Origin of the sequence: Tenacibaculum sp. TC6 (assembly GCF_050606265.1) — a bacterium.
In the GTDB taxonomy this organism is placed as follows: Bacteria; Bacteroidota; Bacteroidia; order Flavobacteriales; family Flavobacteriaceae; genus Polaribacter.
In genome coordinates this window covers 20,416-36,939 of record NZ_JBOCUK010000009.1, presented here as the reverse complement: position 1 = coordinate 36,939, position 16,524 = coordinate 20,416, and the positions used below count along the sequence as shown (strand labels likewise).

At 32.6% G+C, this 16,524-nt stretch carries 17 protein-coding genes; 9 read left to right on the top strand and 8 right to left on the bottom strand.

Features of this window, described 5'->3' with window-relative positions; translation table 11 throughout:
- Positions 1-35: 35 nt before the first annotated feature.
- The 5 genes from atpE to atpG all read left to right on the top strand — a co-directional run bounded on the left by atpE (position 36) and on the right by atpG (position 3,971).
- Complete coding sequence (gene atpE, locus ACQY1Q_RS07035; protein WP_004569351.1) at positions 36-224, top strand: ATP synthase F0 subunit C; 189 nt, start codon at positions 36-38, stop codon at positions 222-224.
- A gap of 107 nt (positions 225-331) precedes the next feature.
- Positions 332-832, top strand: coding sequence for a F0F1 ATP synthase subunit B (locus ACQY1Q_RS07030; protein WP_431004591.1), 501 nt, complete (start codon positions 332-334; stop codon positions 830-832).
- A 7-nt stretch (positions 833-839) separates the two neighbouring features.
- On the top strand, positions 840-1,397 hold the full coding sequence (gene atpH / locus ACQY1Q_RS07025; protein ID WP_431004590.1) for an ATP synthase F1 subunit delta: 558 nt from the start codon (positions 840-842) through the stop codon (positions 1,395-1,397).
- Positions 1,398-1,465: 68 nt separating this feature from the next.
- Complete coding sequence (gene atpA, locus ACQY1Q_RS07020) at positions 1,466-3,046, top strand: F0F1 ATP synthase subunit alpha (protein WP_431004589.1); 1,581 nt, start codon at positions 1,466-1,468, stop codon at positions 3,044-3,046.
- A gap of 64 nt (positions 3,047-3,110) precedes the next feature.
- Positions 3,111-3,971 (top strand): ATP synthase F1 subunit gamma, encoded by an 861-nt coding sequence (atpG, locus tag ACQY1Q_RS07015; RefSeq protein WP_431004588.1) that lies wholly within the window; start codon positions 3,111-3,113, stop codon positions 3,969-3,971.
- Between the two features lie 69 nt (positions 3,972-4,040).
- Here the strand turns inward: atpG and ACQY1Q_RS07010 are convergent, their stop codons facing one another.
- Positions 4,041-4,925, bottom strand: coding sequence for a hypothetical protein (locus ACQY1Q_RS07010; RefSeq protein WP_431004587.1), 885 nt, complete (start codon positions 4,923-4,925; stop codon positions 4,041-4,043).
- 193 nt (positions 4,926-5,118) lie between these two features.
- Here ACQY1Q_RS07010 and ACQY1Q_RS07005 point away from each other — a divergent pair, with 193 nt between their 5' ends.
- Positions 5,119-7,806, top strand: a complete 2,688-nt coding sequence (locus tag ACQY1Q_RS07005) for an Ig-like domain-containing protein (RefSeq protein WP_431004586.1) — start codon at positions 5,119-5,121, stop codon at positions 7,804-7,806.
- A gap of 58 nt (positions 7,807-7,864) precedes the next feature.
- Here the strand turns inward: ACQY1Q_RS07005 and ACQY1Q_RS07000 are convergent, their stop codons facing one another.
- Complete coding sequence (locus ACQY1Q_RS07000) at positions 7,865-9,643, bottom strand: 1-deoxy-D-xylulose-5-phosphate synthase (RefSeq protein ID WP_431004585.1); 1,779 nt, start codon at positions 9,641-9,643, stop codon at positions 7,865-7,867.
- A 66-nt stretch (positions 9,644-9,709) separates the two neighbouring features.
- On the opposite strand from ACQY1Q_RS07000, the gene rsmI reads away from it, so the two are divergent.
- Positions 9,710-10,381, top strand: coding sequence for a 16S rRNA (cytidine(1402)-2'-O)-methyltransferase (gene rsmI / locus ACQY1Q_RS06995; protein WP_431004584.1), 672 nt, complete (start codon positions 9,710-9,712; stop codon positions 10,379-10,381).
- Between the two features lie 30 nt (positions 10,382-10,411).
- On the opposite strand, the gene ACQY1Q_RS06990 is transcribed toward rsmI, so the two are convergent.
- From ACQY1Q_RS06990 to ACQY1Q_RS06980, 3 genes are read right to left on the bottom strand one after another with little or no spacing between them, the layout of a single operon-like run.
- Complete coding sequence (locus tag ACQY1Q_RS06990) at positions 10,412-11,107, bottom strand: hypothetical protein (RefSeq protein ID WP_431004583.1); 696 nt, start codon at positions 11,105-11,107, stop codon at positions 10,412-10,414.
- Complete coding sequence (locus tag ACQY1Q_RS06985; RefSeq protein WP_431004582.1) at positions 11,094-11,741, bottom strand: hypothetical protein; 648 nt, start codon at positions 11,739-11,741, stop codon at positions 11,094-11,096. Before ACQY1Q_RS06985 ends, ACQY1Q_RS06990 begins: the two co-directional genes overlap by 14 nt.
- A gap of 12 nt (positions 11,742-11,753) precedes the next feature.
- On the bottom strand, positions 11,754-12,092 hold the full coding sequence (locus tag ACQY1Q_RS06980; protein WP_431004581.1) for a PadR family transcriptional regulator: 339 nt from the start codon (positions 12,090-12,092) through the stop codon (positions 11,754-11,756).
- 141 nt (positions 12,093-12,233) lie between these two features.
- Here ACQY1Q_RS06980 and ACQY1Q_RS06975 point away from each other — a divergent pair, with 141 nt between their 5' ends.
- A complete protein-coding gene (locus tag ACQY1Q_RS06975) occupies positions 12,234-13,277 on the top strand; it encodes a 2Fe-2S iron-sulfur cluster-binding protein (RefSeq protein WP_431004580.1) in 1,044 nt (347 codons plus the stop codon).
- 25 nt (positions 13,278-13,302) lie between these two features.
- On the top strand, positions 13,303-13,989 hold the full coding sequence (locus ACQY1Q_RS06970) for a LysE family translocator (RefSeq protein ID WP_431004579.1): 687 nt from the start codon (positions 13,303-13,305) through the stop codon (positions 13,987-13,989).
- Here ACQY1Q_RS06970 and mgtE read toward each other — a convergent pair.
- From mgtE to ACQY1Q_RS06955, 3 genes are read right to left on the bottom strand one after another with little or no spacing between them, the layout of a single operon-like run.
- Positions 13,976-15,325 (bottom strand): magnesium transporter, encoded by a 1,350-nt coding sequence (gene mgtE / locus ACQY1Q_RS06965; RefSeq protein ID WP_431004578.1) that lies wholly within the window; start codon positions 15,323-15,325, stop codon positions 13,976-13,978. The two genes, ACQY1Q_RS06970 and mgtE, sit on opposite strands and share 14 nt — an antisense overlap.
- The gene (rsmA, locus tag ACQY1Q_RS06960) at positions 15,306-16,118 is read right to left on the bottom strand and encodes a 16S rRNA (adenine(1518)-N(6)/adenine(1519)-N(6))-dimethyltransferase RsmA (protein WP_431004577.1); all 813 of its coding nucleotides are present in this window, start codon (positions 16,116-16,118) and stop codon (positions 15,306-15,308) included. The genes mgtE and rsmA overlap by 20 nt, the downstream gene beginning before the upstream one ends.
- Before the next feature lie 41 nt (positions 16,119-16,159).
- Positions 16,160-16,489, bottom strand: coding sequence for a DUF4286 family protein (locus tag ACQY1Q_RS06955; protein WP_431004576.1), 330 nt, complete (start codon positions 16,487-16,489; stop codon positions 16,160-16,162).
- Between the last annotated feature and the right edge of the window lie 35 nt (positions 16,490-16,524).

Here is a 16,524-nt window from a genome sequence, read left to right as displayed (position 1 = left end):
AATAAAAATTTGTTTAATTATATAAATCAATTAGTATGTACAATTTAATTGGAGCAGGATTAATCGTAATCGGTGGAGGAATCGGATTAGGTCAAATTGGTGGAAAAGCAATGGAAGGAATTGCTCGTCAACCTGAGGCTGCTGGTAAAATCCAAACAGCGATGATCATTATCGGAGCATTATTAGAAGGTTTAGCATTTGGTGCATTAATCTTAGGGAAATAATTTCCGAAAAAATTTAAAAAGTAAACATTTCCTGTAACGGTTGGTTACAGGAAATGTTTTAAAATTAAACAAAAAGAATTTTTAAAAAAGAATAAATTAGATATATAATGGATCAGTTATTAAATGATTTTTCTCCGGGATTGTTTTTCATGCAAGCATTAATTTTAGTAATTATACTTTTTTTAATGATAAAATTTGCTTGGAAACCAATAATGAACGCGTTAACAGAGCGTGAAGAAGGTATTCAAAATGCATTAGACGCTGCTGAAGCTGCAAAGAAAGAAATGCAAAACTTACAAGCTGATAACGATAGATTATTAAAAGAAGCAAGAGCAGAAAGAGATAGCATGTTAAAAGAAGCTCGTGAAATAAAAGAAAAAATTGTTGCAGAGGCTAAATCAGAAGCTTCAGAAGAAGCTGCTAAATTAATTGAAAACGCAAAAGTTTCAATTGAGCAAGAAAAACAAGCGGCTTTAGCACATGTAAAGAAACAAGTTGCTGAGTTATCAATTGGTATAGCTCAAACAGTTGTAAAAAAAGAATTAGCTTCACAAGACGAACAAATTAAGCTTGTTGAAGGAATGTTAGAAGAAGTTACTTTAAACTAATCATTCAATGAAAGAAGCAAGACCAGCATTACGTTACGCAAAGGCAATATTAAATTTAGCTGTTCAATCAGGTAAAGACGCTGAGGTTAATGATAACATGAAATTAATCGCAGAAACTATTGCTGAAAGTGACGATTTAAATGCCATGCTTAAGAGTCCAATAATAAAAGCAGCAGATAAACGTAAAGTATTAGCTGCTCTTTTTGGAGATAAAGTAAATAACATAGTTAAAGGTTTATTTAATTTATTAGCAGAAAATAAACGTATGATTATGTTAGAGCCAATTGCAAAGCAATACGCTGTAATTTACGATCATCACAAAAGCATGCAAGTAGCAAAGGTTACTACCGCAGTGCCTTTAACAAAAGAGTTAGAAGTAAAGATATTAGCTAAAATCGAGGAGCTTACTGGGAATAAAACTAGTATTGAAAGTATAGTAAACCCGGAGATTTTAGGAGGTTTTATATTACGTGTTGGAGACGTGCAATATGATGCAAGTATTTCTAACCAATTTAATGAGTTAAGAAGAGAATTTGACAATAGTCATTACATTCCAAAAATTTAATTTTTTATAAAGAAAGAATGTGAGGTGTGGGTTAGTTCTCTTACCTCTGAAGTCTAAAATAAAAAAAGATGGCAGCAATTAAACCAGCTGAAGTATCAGCAATTTTAAAGGAACAATTAACGAATTTCGAAGCGAAAGCTACGTTAAATGAAGTAGGAACTGTATTACAAGTGGGTGATGGTATTGCTCGTGTATACGGTTTATCTAATGTACAATACGGAGAGTTAGTAGAGTTTGATAACGCTTTAGAAGGAATCGTATTAAACTTAGAAGAAGATAATGTTGGGGTAGTATTATTAGGGCCTTCAACAGGTATTAAAGAAGGATCTACAGTAAAACGTACAGAAAGAATTGCTTCTTTAAAAGTAGGAGAAGGAATTGTTGGTCGTGTAGTAGATACCTTAGGAAACCCAATTGATGGTAAAGGACCAATCGAAGGGGAAACTTTTGAAATGCCATTAGAGCGTAAAGCTCCTGGAGTTATCTATCGTCAACCAGTAAACGAGCCAATGCAAACAGGTATTAAATCTGTAGATGCTATGATTCCTATTGGACGTGGACAACGTGAGTTAATCATCGGTGACCGTCAAACTGGTAAATCAACAGTTGCCATTGATACGATCTTAAATCAAAGAGAATTTTACGATGCAGGAGAGCCTGTATATTGTATCTATGTAGCCATAGGTCAAAAAGGATCTACAGTAGCTGCAATTGCTAATATGTTAGAAGAAAAAGGAGCTTTAGCTTATACAACTATTGTTGCTGCTAACGCATCTGACCCTGCTCCAATGCAGGTATATGCACCTTTCGCAGGAGCTGCTATCGGAGAATATTTCCGTGATACTGGTAGACCGGCTTTAATTGTTTATGATGATTTATCTAAACAAGCGGTAGCTTACCGTGAGGTATCTTTATTATTACGTCGTCCACCGGGACGTGAGGCGTATCCTGGAGACGTATTCTATTTACACTCAAGATTATTAGAGCGTGCTGCTAAAGTGATCAACGATGATGCTATTGCTGCTGAAATGAACGACTTACCTGAATCATTGAAAGGTAAAGTTAAAGGAGGTGGATCATTAACTGCATTACCAATCATTGAAACGCAAGCGGGAGACGTTTCTGCATATATTCCAACAAACGTAATTTCGATTACTGACGGACAGATATTCTTAGAGTCTGATTTATTCAACTCAGGAGTTCGTCCTGCAATTAACGTAGGTATTTCTGTATCACGTGTTGGAGGATCTGCTCAAATTAAATCAATGAAAAAAGTATCAGGTACTTTAAAATTAGATCAAGCTCAATACCGTGAATTAGAAGCGTTTGCTAAGTTTGGTTCTGATTTAGATGCAGCTACTATGAACGTAATTGAAAAAGGTAAGCGTAACGTTGAGATCTTAAAACAAAAACAAGGAGATCCTTTTACTGTTGAAGATCAGGTTGCAATTATCTATGCTGGTTCTAAAAACTTATTAAGAAATGTACCGGTTAATAAAGTAAAAGAGTTTGAAAAAGACTTTTTACAGTATTTAAATGCAAAGCATAGAGATACACTAGATGCTTTAAAAGCAGGAAAATTAACTGACGAAGCAATTGCTGTGTTAGAAGATGCTGCTAAAGAAATTTCAGCTAAATTTTCAGCTTAATAACATATTCTAGCATTAAGTATTGAGGTATATACTTAATACTTAATGCTCAATAACTATTAGTATGGCAAACTTAAAAGAAATACGTAACAGAATTACTTCTATCGGATCAACAATGCAGATTACTTCTGCCATGAAAATGGTATCAGCTGCAAAGTTGAAAAAAGCTCAAGATGCAATTACAGCAATGCGTCCGTATTCATCTAAGCTTACTGAATTATTGCAAAGCCTTAGTGCTACTTTAGATAGCGATGCAGGTGGAGCTTATTCTACTCAAAGAGAAGTAAACAAAGTATTGTTAGTTGCTGTAACTTCAAACAGGGGTTTATGTGGCGGTTTTAACTCTTCAGTTATTAAAGAAACCGTTAGAACTATTCAAGGAAAATATAAAGGAGTTACTGTAGATTTACTAACAATTGGTAAAAAAGGAAATGATATTTTATCAAAAGACTATACAGTTATTGAAAGCAGAAATGATATTTTTGACGATTTAACTTTTGATAATGTATCTAATGTTGCTGAAAAGTTAATGAATTTATATGTAGATGGAGCGTATGATAAAATCGAACTTATTTACAATAGATTTAAAAACGCTGCAACTCAAGAAGTACAAGTAGAACAATTTTTACCTATCAAACCAATTGAAGGGGACGCAAATGTTAACTTAGATTATATTTTTGAACCTTCAAAAGAGAAAATTGTTTTAGAATTAATTCCAAAATCATTAAAAACTCAGTTATATAAAGCAATTCGTGATTCATTTGCTGCCGAACACGGTGCTCGTATGACTGCAATGCATAAAGCAACTGATAATGCTAAGGAATTACGTGACGACTTATTATTAACATATAACAAAGCTCGTCAGGCTGCAATTACTAACGAGATCTTAGAAATCGTTGGAGGTGCAGAAGCATTGAACAACTAAGAGAAAAAATAACTCTATATAAAAAAAGCGAACCAAATTTGGTTCGCTTTTTTTATATACTATTTCCAGCTATATTAAACCGGAAATTAGAGTGTTAGAAGTCTTAGTATCTTTTATTTCTTTTTTAGCAAGATATAGATAAACTAATAAAGGGATAATTCCGTGAGGTAATCGATAAATCACTAAATATAGATATTGATGGAAAATACTTAGCGAAATATCATAATGTAATCCACTAGCTATTCTGGCAAATGCTGTTATAAACCCCCAAAAGGCAGCATACAATAAAGCTGCTTTTGATATCTTAGGTATAAATATAGCAACAGCAATTATAAAATCTAAAATACCGGCAGTAAATAATAGGTTTTTAGCAAGGTTTTCACTAATTGGTAATATATTTAATGTCATGGTTACAAAATTGCCCGGAAGAGGATAAAAAACACCTATAGCATACATTCCATGACATGTAAATGTTAATGCAATAAATACTTTTAAGTAGAAAAGTAGCTGAGGTGTATTTTTATGTTTTAAAAAGTAAATTAAAGCAATAGGAACACCAAATTGGATAGTATGCTCAAAGAACATAACTAAATGATAAAACTTTTCTTTGGTAATCATTAATGCTAATAAAACCAAACTTACAGAGCCTAACTTTAAAATACGTTGCTCCCATTTTTTAGAGTTTTCATCTATAGTAATTGAAATAACGGCACATACTGCATATAAAACTCCAATAGACCTTGTTAGAATCTGAATAGCATAATCTGTATTTAAATTGGTAACATAAGATTGCCATGAAGTATCAAAAACGAAATTAATGATAGGCTCTAATAATTTTTGATCCCAGAAAAAACTTCTATACGGAGCATCCCAAAATAAATGTTGGTAAGCTCTACCCAAAAAGATAAAGAAAGAACTTAGTTTTAAAATTTTAAGAAGAGTTGTGTTATTCATAAAATATAATCTTTAGATAAGAAATTAATAACAAAAAAAATACATAATTATCGAAAAAATTAAGTATTAAATCAATAAAAAATTAGTAAAAAATCAATTATTATTTTAATTAAAATGTAAAATAAATGAAATTTATACTATAATTTTGTTAAAAAACACAAATTTAATAAAAACTAAACCTAAACTCCTAAAAATGAAAAACACAATTTTGAGATTGCTGCTATTTGCGGTTATTAGTACGTATGCGTCCAGTGACAAATATCGTTTAATTATTACAGATAATCCGGCAACAACTATTATGATTGGATGGAATCAAATTTCCGGAACAAGTCCAACAGTATATTACGGTACAACTGATTACGGAACTAATTGGTCAAGTTATCCAAATTCAAAAACTGTAGATCGATCAGTTTCTTATAAAGGAATGAATAACACCTTTGCTAAACTAACAGGTTTAACACCTGATACTAATTATTACTTTGTGATTAGAGATAGTCAGGGAACTAGTAGCCGATTTTGGTTTAAAACTGCCCCTAGTACCAATCAAAAAATGTCATTTATTGCCGGTGGAGATTCGAGAAATAACAGAACTCCAAGAAAAAACGCCAACCTATTAGTTTCTAAATTAAAACCAACAGCAGTCTTTTTTGGTGGTGATATGACCAATGGAGATTCTGATGCTGAATGGCAAGATTGGTTTAATGATTGGCAAGATACAACCGCTAGTGACGGAAGAATGTTTCCGATAGTTCCTACCAGAGGAAATCATGAAGGGTCTAATAATAGTATTTATCACCTTTTCAATGTTCCTTCAACTAATGTATATTATGATATTACTTTCGGAAACAATTTATACACAATTTATACCTTAAACTCTGAAATTTCTGCCGGAGGAAATCAATATTCATGGTTAAGTCAGCAATTAAATGCTAATACGTCTGTTTGGAAATCGGCACAATATCACAAACCAATGCGTCCTCATGTGTCTTCAAAATCTGAAGGAAATGATGAGTATTCAAATTGGGCTCAGTTATTTTATGATAAAGGAGTGAATTTAGTATTTGAATCAGATTCTCATACTGTAAAATCTACTTGGCCAATGAAACCGTGTTCTGGAGGAACTGGTTGTGATGAAGGTTTTATAAGAGATGATGTTAGCGGAACAGTTTATGTTGGAGAAGGATGCTGGGGAGCTCCGTTACGCTCGTCAGACGATTCTAAAAACTGGACGAGAAATGCCGGTACATTTAACCAATTTAAGTGGATTTTTGTTGAAGAATCTAAAATAGAAATACGAACAATAAAAGTTGATAATGCAAGTAGTGTAGGCTCTGTTTCTAATGCTAACCCGTTTACCATTCCTACAAACTTAGACATTTGGAATCCTTCTAACGGTAGTGTAATTACAATAGTTAAAAACAATGTTAGTTTCCCTGAAGTTTCTATTACAAGTCCTTCAAATGGTTCCTCTCATACAGTAAATACAGCTATTTCACTATCGGCTTCTGCCTCAGATAGTGATGGTAATATTGCAAGCGTAAGTTTTTATGTAAATAACTCTTTAATAGGAACAGATTCTAGTGCTCCATACTCTTACAATTGGACTCCTACCGTGAACAATCAATCTTATAAAATTAAGGCGATAGCTAAAGATAATGAAGGTAATGAAACAACATCAGAAGAAATAACAATTTATGTTGGTAGTATTTCAGAAACAATTACTTCAATAGTTAGTGGAACAAATGATGATGCTGAAGAATACCAATCATCCGGAACCATGTACATGAATAGTTCAGATCTAGAATTGGTTTACGATGGCACTTCAAAAGGAAATCAACATATAGGAATGTTATTTAGAAACTTAACTATTCCAACCAATGCAACTATAACCAATGCATATATTCAATTTACAACTGATGAAACTAATTCAGGAGCTACTTCATTAGCAATAAAAGTGCAAGATGCATCAAACGCACCGGATATTACAACGCAAAGTTATAACATCACTTCTCGATTATATTATAATCAGTCTGTAGCTTGGAGTCCGAGTGAATGGAATTCTGTTGGTGCTTCCGGGACAGCTCAAAGAACGCCGGATTTAAAAGCTTTAGTACAACATGTGGTAAATAAAACGGATTGGATTTCGGGGAACTCAATGATGTTCTATATTTCCGGAACAGGAGAACGAACAGCAGAGTCTTATGATGGTAGCACTAGCGGCGCTCCTAAATTAATTGTTACTTATACTACTGCTACTTCCGGCGGAGGTAATAACGGAGAAACACCAACATGTGAAGATATTTCTGTAACTCTGGTTTTTGATAAATTTTCGAGTGAGACATCATGGACATTAAAGAATTCTAGTGGTGAAACAGTAATGAGTGGAGGAAGCTATAATCAAGGTAACGGAGAAACTATTACCGTAACAGAATGTTTACCAATTGGATGTTATAACTTTACAATTAATGATACGTATGGTGACGGTATTTGCTGTAGCTACGGAAATGGTTCCTATAAAATAACCGGAGCCAACAATCAAACTCTAGCATCAGGAGGAAGCTTTGGATCTACTGAAACAAAAGAAGTATGTTTAACTTCTGCAAGATCAACAGTAAATAAAAAGGAAAGTCAAGAAGAAATATCAATACTAACATTATTTCCAAATCCTGCAGTTGATAGAGTTTATATTAAAGGAAGTAAAAAAAGTACTGTTTTATGGACAGCGAAAATTATTGACTTAACCGGAAAAGAAGTAATAAAGACTCCTATAATTAACAACTCAATAGATATATCTACTATTTCAGGTGGAGGAGTTTATATCATTGAGGTATTCAATACTACTGGAGAGAAAAAGCTATCACAGAAATTTATGAAAAAATAAAAAACGGATAAAGTAAAAATAGAAGAGAAGTGCGGGAATAAAGCCCCGCACTTTTTATTTATACATTAAATAAATAATAGGTTACTTTGTTTAGAATACTTTGAACATCAATACCGCATTGTTTTTGAAGTTCATCAACTGTGCCGTGGTGAATAAACGTATCAGGTATGCCTAAAATTTCTATATGACCACTATATTCATACTGGGTAGCAGCTTCTAAAATGGCACTCCCAAATCCGCCAATGACTGTTCCGTCTTCAATAGTAATAATTTGATTAAACTTAGTAAAGATAGTTTTAAGAAGTTCAAAATCTAAAGGTTTAATAAAGCGCATATCATAATGAGCAATAGCCTCTTTGTTTTCTATTGCTTTTAAAGCATCAGATACATTATTGGCAATTGTACCTACAGAAAGGATAGCAATTTTATTTCCTTCTTTTAAAACAGTTCCTTTTCCAGTTTCAATTTTAGAAAAAGGTAATTCCCAATTAGAAATTTTTCCTTTTCCTCTTGGATATCTAATAGCAATGGGTTGTTTTAATCCTAATTGGGCGGTATATAAGATATTACGTAATTCTATTTCATTTCTTGGTGCAAAAACAATAAGATTAGGAATGCATCTCAAATAAGCCATGTCAAAAACACCGTGGTGTGTAGCGCCATCTTCTCCTACTAATCCGGCTCTGTCTAAACAAAAAATTACCGGTAAATTTTGTAAAGCTACATCATGAATAATTTGATCATAAGCTCTTTGGAGAAACGTAGAATAAATGTTACAAAAAGGGATAAGATTTTGTGTAGCCATACCTGCTGCTAAGGTAACGGCATGTTGTTCGGCTATTCCAACATCAAAAGTTCGTTCAGGAAATGTATCTAACATAAACTTCATTGAACTTCCTGTTAACATGGCAGGCGTAATTCCTACTATTTTAGTATTAAGCTGAGCCAACTCAACCAGTGTTTTTCCAAATACATCTTGAAACTTAGTAAATTCACTTTGCTCTTTAGGAAGTACATCACCAGAAATTTTATCAAATTTTCCAGGAGCGTGATATTTTACTTGATTTTCTTCTGCTTGGCGTAATCCTTTTCCTTTAGTGGTAATTACATGTAAAAATTTAGGGCCGTTTATCCTTTTTAACCTTTCTAATTCACGGAGTAATTCTTCAAAATTATGTCCGTCAATAGGTCCGGAATAATCAAAATTTAAAGCTTCAAAAATATTGTGTTGTTCAATATCGTTTCGCGTAGATTTTATTCGTGTTAAATAATCTTTTAAAGCCCCTACAGAAGGATCAATACCTATAGCATTGTCATTTAAAATAACTAATAAATTAGCATCGGTATCTCCTGCATGGTTCAAAGCCTCAAAAGCCATACCGCTGGCAATAGAAGCATCGCCAATAACAGCAATATGATGTTTACTCTTCCTTTGAAGTTTAGAGGCTATGGCCATTCCTAAAGCAGCTGAAATTGACGTAGAAGAATGTCCTACACCAAAGGTGTCAAATTCACTTTCACTACGTTTTGGAAACCCGGAAATTCCTCCTAACTGGCGATTGGTGTGAAAAATATCTTTTCTTCCGGTTAAAATTTTATGTCCGTATGCTTGGTGGCCAACATCCCAAACCAATAAATCATTTGGGGTATCAAAGATATAATGTAAAGCAATAGTCAGTTCAATAACACCTAAACTGGCACCTAAATGCCCTTCTTTAGTAGCAACAACATCAATTATAAAGTCACGTAATTCCTTGGCTATTTTAGGAAGTTCATTCATAGATAACTCACGTAAATCTGATGGATATTTAATAGAATGTAATAGATTTTCTGACATGAAAACAAATGTACAAAAAGCTTTATATAACCTTACGGAAAGAGTAAAACTTTGTAGTTTTGTAGTATGAGCAAATTATACATAGTACCTACTCCAATCGGAAATTTAGAAGACATGACTTTCAGAGCTATAAAAGTGCTACAGGAAGTTGATGTTATTTTAGCTGAAGATACCCGAACCAGTGGTAAATTATTAAAGCATTTTGAAATTACAACCCCTATGCAATCGCATCATATGCATAATGAGCATAAAACGGTTGAGGTAATTATTAAACGTATACAAGGTGGAGAAACATTTGCTTTAATTTCTGATGCCGGTACTCCTGCAATTTCTGATCCCGGGTTTTTATTGTCAAGAGCTTGTATTCAACAAGGTATTGATATAGAGTGTTTACCAGGGGCAACTGCTTTCGTTCCTGCTCTTGTTAATTCTGGTTTACCAAATGATAAGTTTGTTTTTGAAGGATTTTTACCGGTTAAAAAAGGTAGACAAACGCGATTAAAGTTTCTTGCTGATGAAACAAGAACGATGATTTTTTATGAAAGTCCTCATAAATTATTAAAAACGTTGGCAGATTTTTCTACTTATTTTGGGGAAGACCGTCAAATATCCGTTTCTAGAGAATTAACCAAATTATTTGAAGAAACCAAACGAGGAGTTGTAAAAGAAGTACTATCATATTTCACAGCTAAGCCCCCAAAAGGGGAAATTGTTATTGTTGTTGAAGGAAAAAAGTAACCTTCTAATTATGTTAAATAGTTTTAAAAATTAGTTTATCAGCGTATACTCCGGATAATGATCCTCTAGTAATTTCTCAGCTTTTTTAGGAATAACAACGATGGTTACATAGGTGTATAGTATGGTAATAGTAATAAGTAAAGCAATAAGAACAGAAATAAAACCCGAAGGAGTTGTGTTTATTGTTTGACTTAAAAATTGAGGAAGATTAGAAGCGACCATAATTCCACCAAAACTAGCTACGTTATATATGTAGTCTTCCAGCAACCATTTTTTACCATTGTTTTTTAAACGTTTGTGAAACTCTTTTTTAAGTTTTATAATTTTATATAAATCAATAACCGCTAAAAAAGCTAGTGACATACCTAGTAAGTATATCCCTATCTTGAATTGTAAACAATAATAGTAAAATAAGAAAATACTTATAGTAAGCACTATCTTAGGAAGTCTAAACCATTCTTTGCTGTGTTTCCATAAGATTTTTCTATACTTTCTTCCAAGTTGCTTCTGTTTTTCTTCAACAACTCCCATAAATCCAAAAACACCAAATTTTTTAAACGCTTTATCTCTGGCTTGTTCAAAAGTAAATGTCGGATTTTCTTTACAAATATGTTCTATATCATTGGCTAAATGATCAACTAGTTCAGTTTGAACATCGAAATGCTCAACAAAATGTTGACGTGTAAAGAGGTACAATTGATCAATATGTTGATTAGTTAGTTGCATATTTTGTTTTTTCTGTTAGATGTTTCTTATAAAAATAAACTGTAGAAATGAAAATAAAAGTAAAAGCTAAGAATAAAGTTGTAGTTAAGCCATTTTTAAGATAATCACGAGTATCAGTTATCAATATTAAAGGAATATAAAAAACAACTATAAACTGAGTTTTTATAATAAAACTGTATATGGTTTTACGTTGATCTAAACTGGTTGTAACAAAAATAATAAGCCACATTGCAGCTAACAAAACAGTGATAATTTTTAAATTAACAGCTAAAATAGCTGCTGTTTCTTCAGAAATTTGAAAATTTAAAAAGCTGAATAAAAACGGAATTAAAAAAGAAATAAGCACCATGTAAAAATAAAAAGGTTTAAAAACCTTTATAGCCTTTTGAATTACTATTTCCGGGGCAGCGAAAGCCAATCCAAAAATCCAACTTGTTGTTTTTCGAAGTTGTGAATTCCATTTATTGGTTGTTAAAGTAAAAGCAGTTTCAAAATCATAATGACCACTATTGAGTAATGTTTCAATTTCAGTAATTATATGATCTAAAACTTCATATTTAAAATCAACGTATTTAATTCCTTTGGCTTGTAAATACTTTTCTATTCTTTGTATTTGTTCTTGAGTAAGTTCCATAGCCTGAAAAAATTATTCTAAACTAAACTTTGGATTTACCAACTGTTGCATGGTTTGTAAAAAGTCTTGCATTTGGGCTATTCTATTTACGGTTTCTTTAGTTCCGTTTTCTGTTAGTTTGTAGTACTTGCGCAGCCTGTTTCCTACTTTTGCAACTTCTACATCCAATAGTCCATCAGCTTCCAATTTGTGCAAAGCAGGATACAATGCGCCTTCCGTAATCTGCAATTCTCCCTTGGTTAATTCTTTAACCTTCTGCGTAATTTCATAGCCATACATTTTATCATTTTGTGCAAGCAATTTTAAAATGATGGTCTGCAATGAACCTTTATATAATTTTTGGTTACCCATTTTTCAATTCCATATTAATTAAATTCGAGTCAAATATATACATAATTTTCTTATGTATAAAATTCTTAGGTATTATTTTATAAAAACTCTAACCTTTGGTTCGTTTTTAGTTTGCTATTTTTGCAGAATATTACTTACGAAATGACGAAATTCTATACACTATCAATACAAGAAATAAATAAAGAAACGGAAGATGCTGTTTCTATTTTGTTCACCATACCGGCATCTATAAAAGAAACTTTCTCATTTGTAGCCGGGCAATACGTAACGTTAAAAAAAGAAATTAAAGGAGAAGAAGTTAGAAGAGCGTATTCAATTTGTTCCTCTCCTAATAGTGGAGAGTTAAAAGTAGCTGTAAAAGCGGTTGAGAAGGGTATATTTTCAACCTATGCAACCACAGAATTATCTGTTGGAGATGAGTTAGAAGTAACAGCACCGGAAGGTAAGTTTGTTTTAACTCCGGCTAATGGAAAAAATTACATAGGGTTTGCAGCAGGTAGTGGTATTACACCTGTATTGTCAATGATTAGTGCTGTTTTAGAAAATTCAGACGCAACGTTTACATTGATATACGGAAATAAAAGTGTAGCTGATACTATTTTTTACCATCAATTAAATGAGTTGCAGGGAAAGTACCCTCATCAATTTAAACTACATTATGTATTTAGTAGAGAGCGCAATGAAGACGCTTTATATGGTAGAATAGATAAAGGACATGTAAATTATTTTGTAAAAAATAGATACAAAGAAATCACTTTTGACGGGGCATTTTTATGTGGACCGGAAGAAATGATTCATATAGTTTCTGAAACATTGCAAGAAAACGGGTTAACAAAAGATGCAATTCATTTTGAGTTGTTTACAACTTCTGCTTCGGAAGAAAATACCGATAAAATTAAAGATGGAATTACCCAGATAACGGTTATGTTGGATGATGAAGAGATTACATTTGATATGAAACAAACCGATACTATTTTAGCTGCCAGTTTACGTAATAAGCTAGACGCTCCTTATTCTTGCCAAGGAGGAGTATGTAGTAGCTGTATAGCTAAAGTTACAGAAGGTAAGGCGGTTATGACTAAAAATTCAATTTTAACTGATGATGAATTAGAAGAAGGGTTAATTTTAACCTGTATGGCACACCCAACTACTCCAACTATTGCAATTGATTATGATGAAGTTTAAAAAATAATATAGACAAAAATAGCTAATGGATTTTTACACGTTAAAAGATGCTTTTCTTATTGGAGTATTTATGGCTTTTATGATTGGACCTGTTTTTTTTATGCTAATAAAAACAAGTATTTTAAAAGGAGCCAGGGCTGCAATAGCATTTGATTTAGGAGTAGTATTAGGAGATATTTCATTTATTCTTATAGCCTATTATGGAAGTAGAAGTTTGTTAGAAGAAATAAAAGATGACCCTCGATTATTTTTAATTGGGGGACTTGTTCTTATTGTTTATGGAATAATTACATATATAGATAAAAACAATAAAAAAGAAGTAGATGAAAGTCAGGTTGAGGTACCTAAAGCCAATAACTATTTTAAGCTTTTTTTAAACGGTTTTTTTCTCAATTTTATAAATATCGGAGTGCTGGCAGGTTGGTTAGCTATTATGGTAATGGTAGGACCTACTCTTAATATGAATCCTAACGCTATATTTTGGTATTTTGTTACCGTAATTTCAGGGTATGCTTTTACCGATTTAATTAAAGTTTTATTAGCTAAACAACTTAAAAGTAAATTAACACCTGTTGTAATTTACCGTATTAAAAGAGGAATGGGAATTTTATTAATCGTTTTTGGAGCTATTTTAATGCTGAAAGGATTTATTCCTAAAGACAAAATAGATACTTTGATAGATTCAGTAGAAAAAACTACTAAAAGCCAATAATTATTTTGGCAATACTAAAATAAATTAGAATTCCGAAAATATCATTACTTGTAGTTATGAAAGGACCGGTAGCAATAGCCGGATCTATACCGTATTTGTCTAACACTAAAGGTATAGAAGTACCCACCAAACCTGCTACGATAATTACCGAAAATAAAGAAATAGCAATAGCTATGGCTACTTGAAAGTTACCTTTGGTTATCCAAACAAATAAAAATAATAAAAGAGCCAGAATTGCTCCGTTAAGCATGGCTAATGAAACCTCTTTTAATAAGCGATTCCATATAGTTCCTTTAATACCATCGTTGGCTAATCCTTGTACTATAATTGCAGATGATTGTACTCCCACATTACCTGCCATTGCAGCAATTAAAGGTGTAAATAAAAAAAGAATAGGGCTTTTTTCCATGGCATCCTGAAAGATTCCCATGATACTGGCGGCACTTAATCCACCAACCATACCTAAAAAAAGCCAAGGTAAACGTGCTTTGGTTAAATTTAAAATACCATCTTCAGAATCTACATCTTGAGTAATACCTGCCGCTAACTGATAATCTTTGTCAGCTTCTTCTTTAATAACATCAACAATATCATCAATGGTAATTCTACCGGCCAAAACACCCAACTCATCTACAACGGGAATAGCTTCTAAGTCATATTTACGCATTACATTGGCAACATCTTCTGCTTTATCATGTACGTTTACAAAATCAACCTTTGGAATGTATACATCTGCAATTTTAGAACGCGTAGAAGCCATTAAAAGATCTTTTAAAGACAAACGACCTTTTAATTTTCCATCGTTGTCAACAACATAAATAGAATGCACTCTGGTAACTTCTTCTGCTTGTTGACGCATTTCTTTTACACAGGTTAAAACATTCCAATTTTCGTTAACTTTTACTAACTCTTTAGCCATTAATCCACCGGCGGTATCTTCATCATAACGTAAAAGTTCAACAATTTCTTTAGCATGCTCTTTGTCTTCTATTTTCTGAATTACCTCCTGTTTTCGATCTTCAGGAAGTTCAGCAATTACGTCAGCCGCATCATCCGTATCAAGTTCATCAATTTCTTCGGCAATTTCTTTAGCAGATAAACGCTCAAAAATTTTCTCTCTTACTTCTTCATCTACTTCTAATAGCACTTCAGAAGTGGTTTCAGAATCTAGTAAACGAATTATATATACAGCGTCATCAAAAGAAAGCTCATCTAAAACTTCAGCAATATCGGCATGATGTACTTCTAAGAAAAGTTCAGAAAGAGCAGTGTCTTTTTGACTTTTAATTAGTTCTTGTACATTTTCAATAAGTTCTTTAGTGATTTCTAATGCCATCGTTTGCGATTTTAGACGTTAAGTTTATAAAGTCTTGTACCGATAACTGTTCGGGACGCATCGCAAATATAGGGTCTTCTTTTAATGTAACCGAAATATTCAAGGATTTTAAACTGGAACGAAGCATTTTTCTTCGTTGATTAAAAGCGGTTTTTACCACTTTAAAAAATAGAGCTTCATCTACCGGAAGCGTATAGTTTTCTTTTCGGATAAGTCTGATAACGCCTGAATCAACTTTTGGCGGAGGATTAAAAACAGAAGGAGGAACTGTAAATAAGTATTCTGCATCATAAAAAGCCTGCGTAAGTACAGATAAAATTCCGTAGGTTTTACTACCCTCTTTTTCTGCAATACGTTCAGCCACTTCTTTTTGAAACATTCCTGAAAATTCCGGTACCAATTCGCGGTTTTCTATAGCCTTAAATACAATTTGTGATGAAATATTATACGGAAAGTTACCTATAATGGCAAAAGGTTTACCATTACATATTTTACTTAAATCTTGTTTTAAAAAATCACCTTCAATAATGGTGAACTTTTCAGCTGTGGTGTTTAGCTTAATGTGTTCTACAGGAAAAATGTCTTGTAAGTAGGTAACAGACTCCGAATCTAGTTCCATTACCGTGACTTTAGGTTTTTTCTCAAGTAAGTACTTAGTTAATACCCCCATTCCCGGACCAATCTCCAGAACATTTTCATAACCAACTTCGGTTAAAGAGTCAGCAATTTTTTTAGCAATATTTTCATCCGTTAAAAAATGCTGTCCTAAATGTTTTTTAGCTCTTACGGTCATACACTGGGGTTTTACTTACTAATAAAAAATACAAAATAAGGTTAGTTGTTATTTGCGATAGGATAAAATTCATTAATTACTTTAAGTTCAGTTCTAAAAGCTAACATTTTATCAGCAAATTTTTTCATACCATCACCTCGAAGTTTATCAGCATCGTATTTATAATAATTTTCAAGATCTTCTTTTGTTTTAGCAGTATACTGAATTGAATAGGTAATACCTCCCATTTCTTCTTCAACTAAAACTTGTGTCATTTTTGCGCTAATAAAATGCCCGGTAGCCAAAACCTCCGGAATATGATTTTCAATCCAAACTAACCATTCAGCATGAATACTTTCATCTATATTAACTGTTACGTTGTATATATACATAATTTTAATGTGATAATGTGTTGATTATAGATACT

Bases quoted from the DNA above. Each gene is read 5' to 3' on its own strand.
- atpG (WP_431004588.1), top strand. From the start codon at position 3,111: ATGGCAAACTTAAAAGAAATACGTAACAGAATTACTTCTATCGGATCA.
- ACQY1Q_RS06955 (WP_431004576.1), bottom strand. From the start codon at position 16,489: ATGTATATATACAACGTAACAGTTAATATAGATGAAAGTATTCATGCT.
- ACQY1Q_RS06985 (WP_431004582.1), bottom strand. From the start codon at position 11,741: ATGGAACTTACTCAAGAACAAATACAAAGAATAGAAAAGTATTTACAA.
- ACQY1Q_RS06980 (WP_431004581.1), bottom strand. From the start codon at position 12,092: ATGGGTAACCAAAAATTATATAAAGGTTCATTGCAGACCATCATTTTA.
- atpE (WP_004569351.1), top strand. From the start codon at position 36: ATGTACAATTTAATTGGAGCAGGATTAATCGTAATCGGTGGAGGAATC.
- atpH (WP_431004590.1), top strand. From the start codon at position 840: ATGAAAGAAGCAAGACCAGCATTACGTTACGCAAAGGCAATATTAAAT.
- ACQY1Q_RS06970 (WP_431004579.1), top strand. From the start codon at position 13,303: ATGGATTTTTACACGTTAAAAGATGCTTTTCTTATTGGAGTATTTATG.
- ACQY1Q_RS06975 (WP_431004580.1), top strand. From the start codon at position 12,234: ATGACGAAATTCTATACACTATCAATACAAGAAATAAATAAAGAAACG.
- ACQY1Q_RS06990 (WP_431004583.1), bottom strand. From the start codon at position 11,107: ATGCAACTAACTAATCAACATATTGATCAATTGTACCTCTTTACACGT.
- mgtE (WP_431004578.1), bottom strand. From the start codon at position 15,325: ATGGCATTAGAAATCACTAAAGAACTTATTGAAAATGTACAAGAACTA.
- atpA (WP_431004589.1), top strand. From the start codon at position 1,466: ATGGCAGCAATTAAACCAGCTGAAGTATCAGCAATTTTAAAGGAACAA.
- ACQY1Q_RS07000 (WP_431004585.1), bottom strand. From the start codon at position 9,643: ATGTCAGAAAATCTATTACATTCTATTAAATATCCATCAGATTTACGT.
- rsmI (WP_431004584.1), top strand. From the start codon at position 9,710: ATGAGCAAATTATACATAGTACCTACTCCAATCGGAAATTTAGAAGAC.
- ACQY1Q_RS07030 (WP_431004591.1), top strand. From the start codon at position 332: ATGGATCAGTTATTAAATGATTTTTCTCCGGGATTGTTTTTCATGCAA.
- ACQY1Q_RS07010 (WP_431004587.1), bottom strand. From the start codon at position 4,925: ATGAATAACACAACTCTTCTTAAAATTTTAAAACTAAGTTCTTTCTTT.
- ACQY1Q_RS07005 (WP_431004586.1), top strand. From the start codon at position 5,119: ATGAAAAACACAATTTTGAGATTGCTGCTATTTGCGGTTATTAGTACG.
- rsmA (WP_431004577.1), bottom strand. From the start codon at position 16,118: ATGACCGTAAGAGCTAAAAAACATTTAGGACAGCATTTTTTAACGGAT.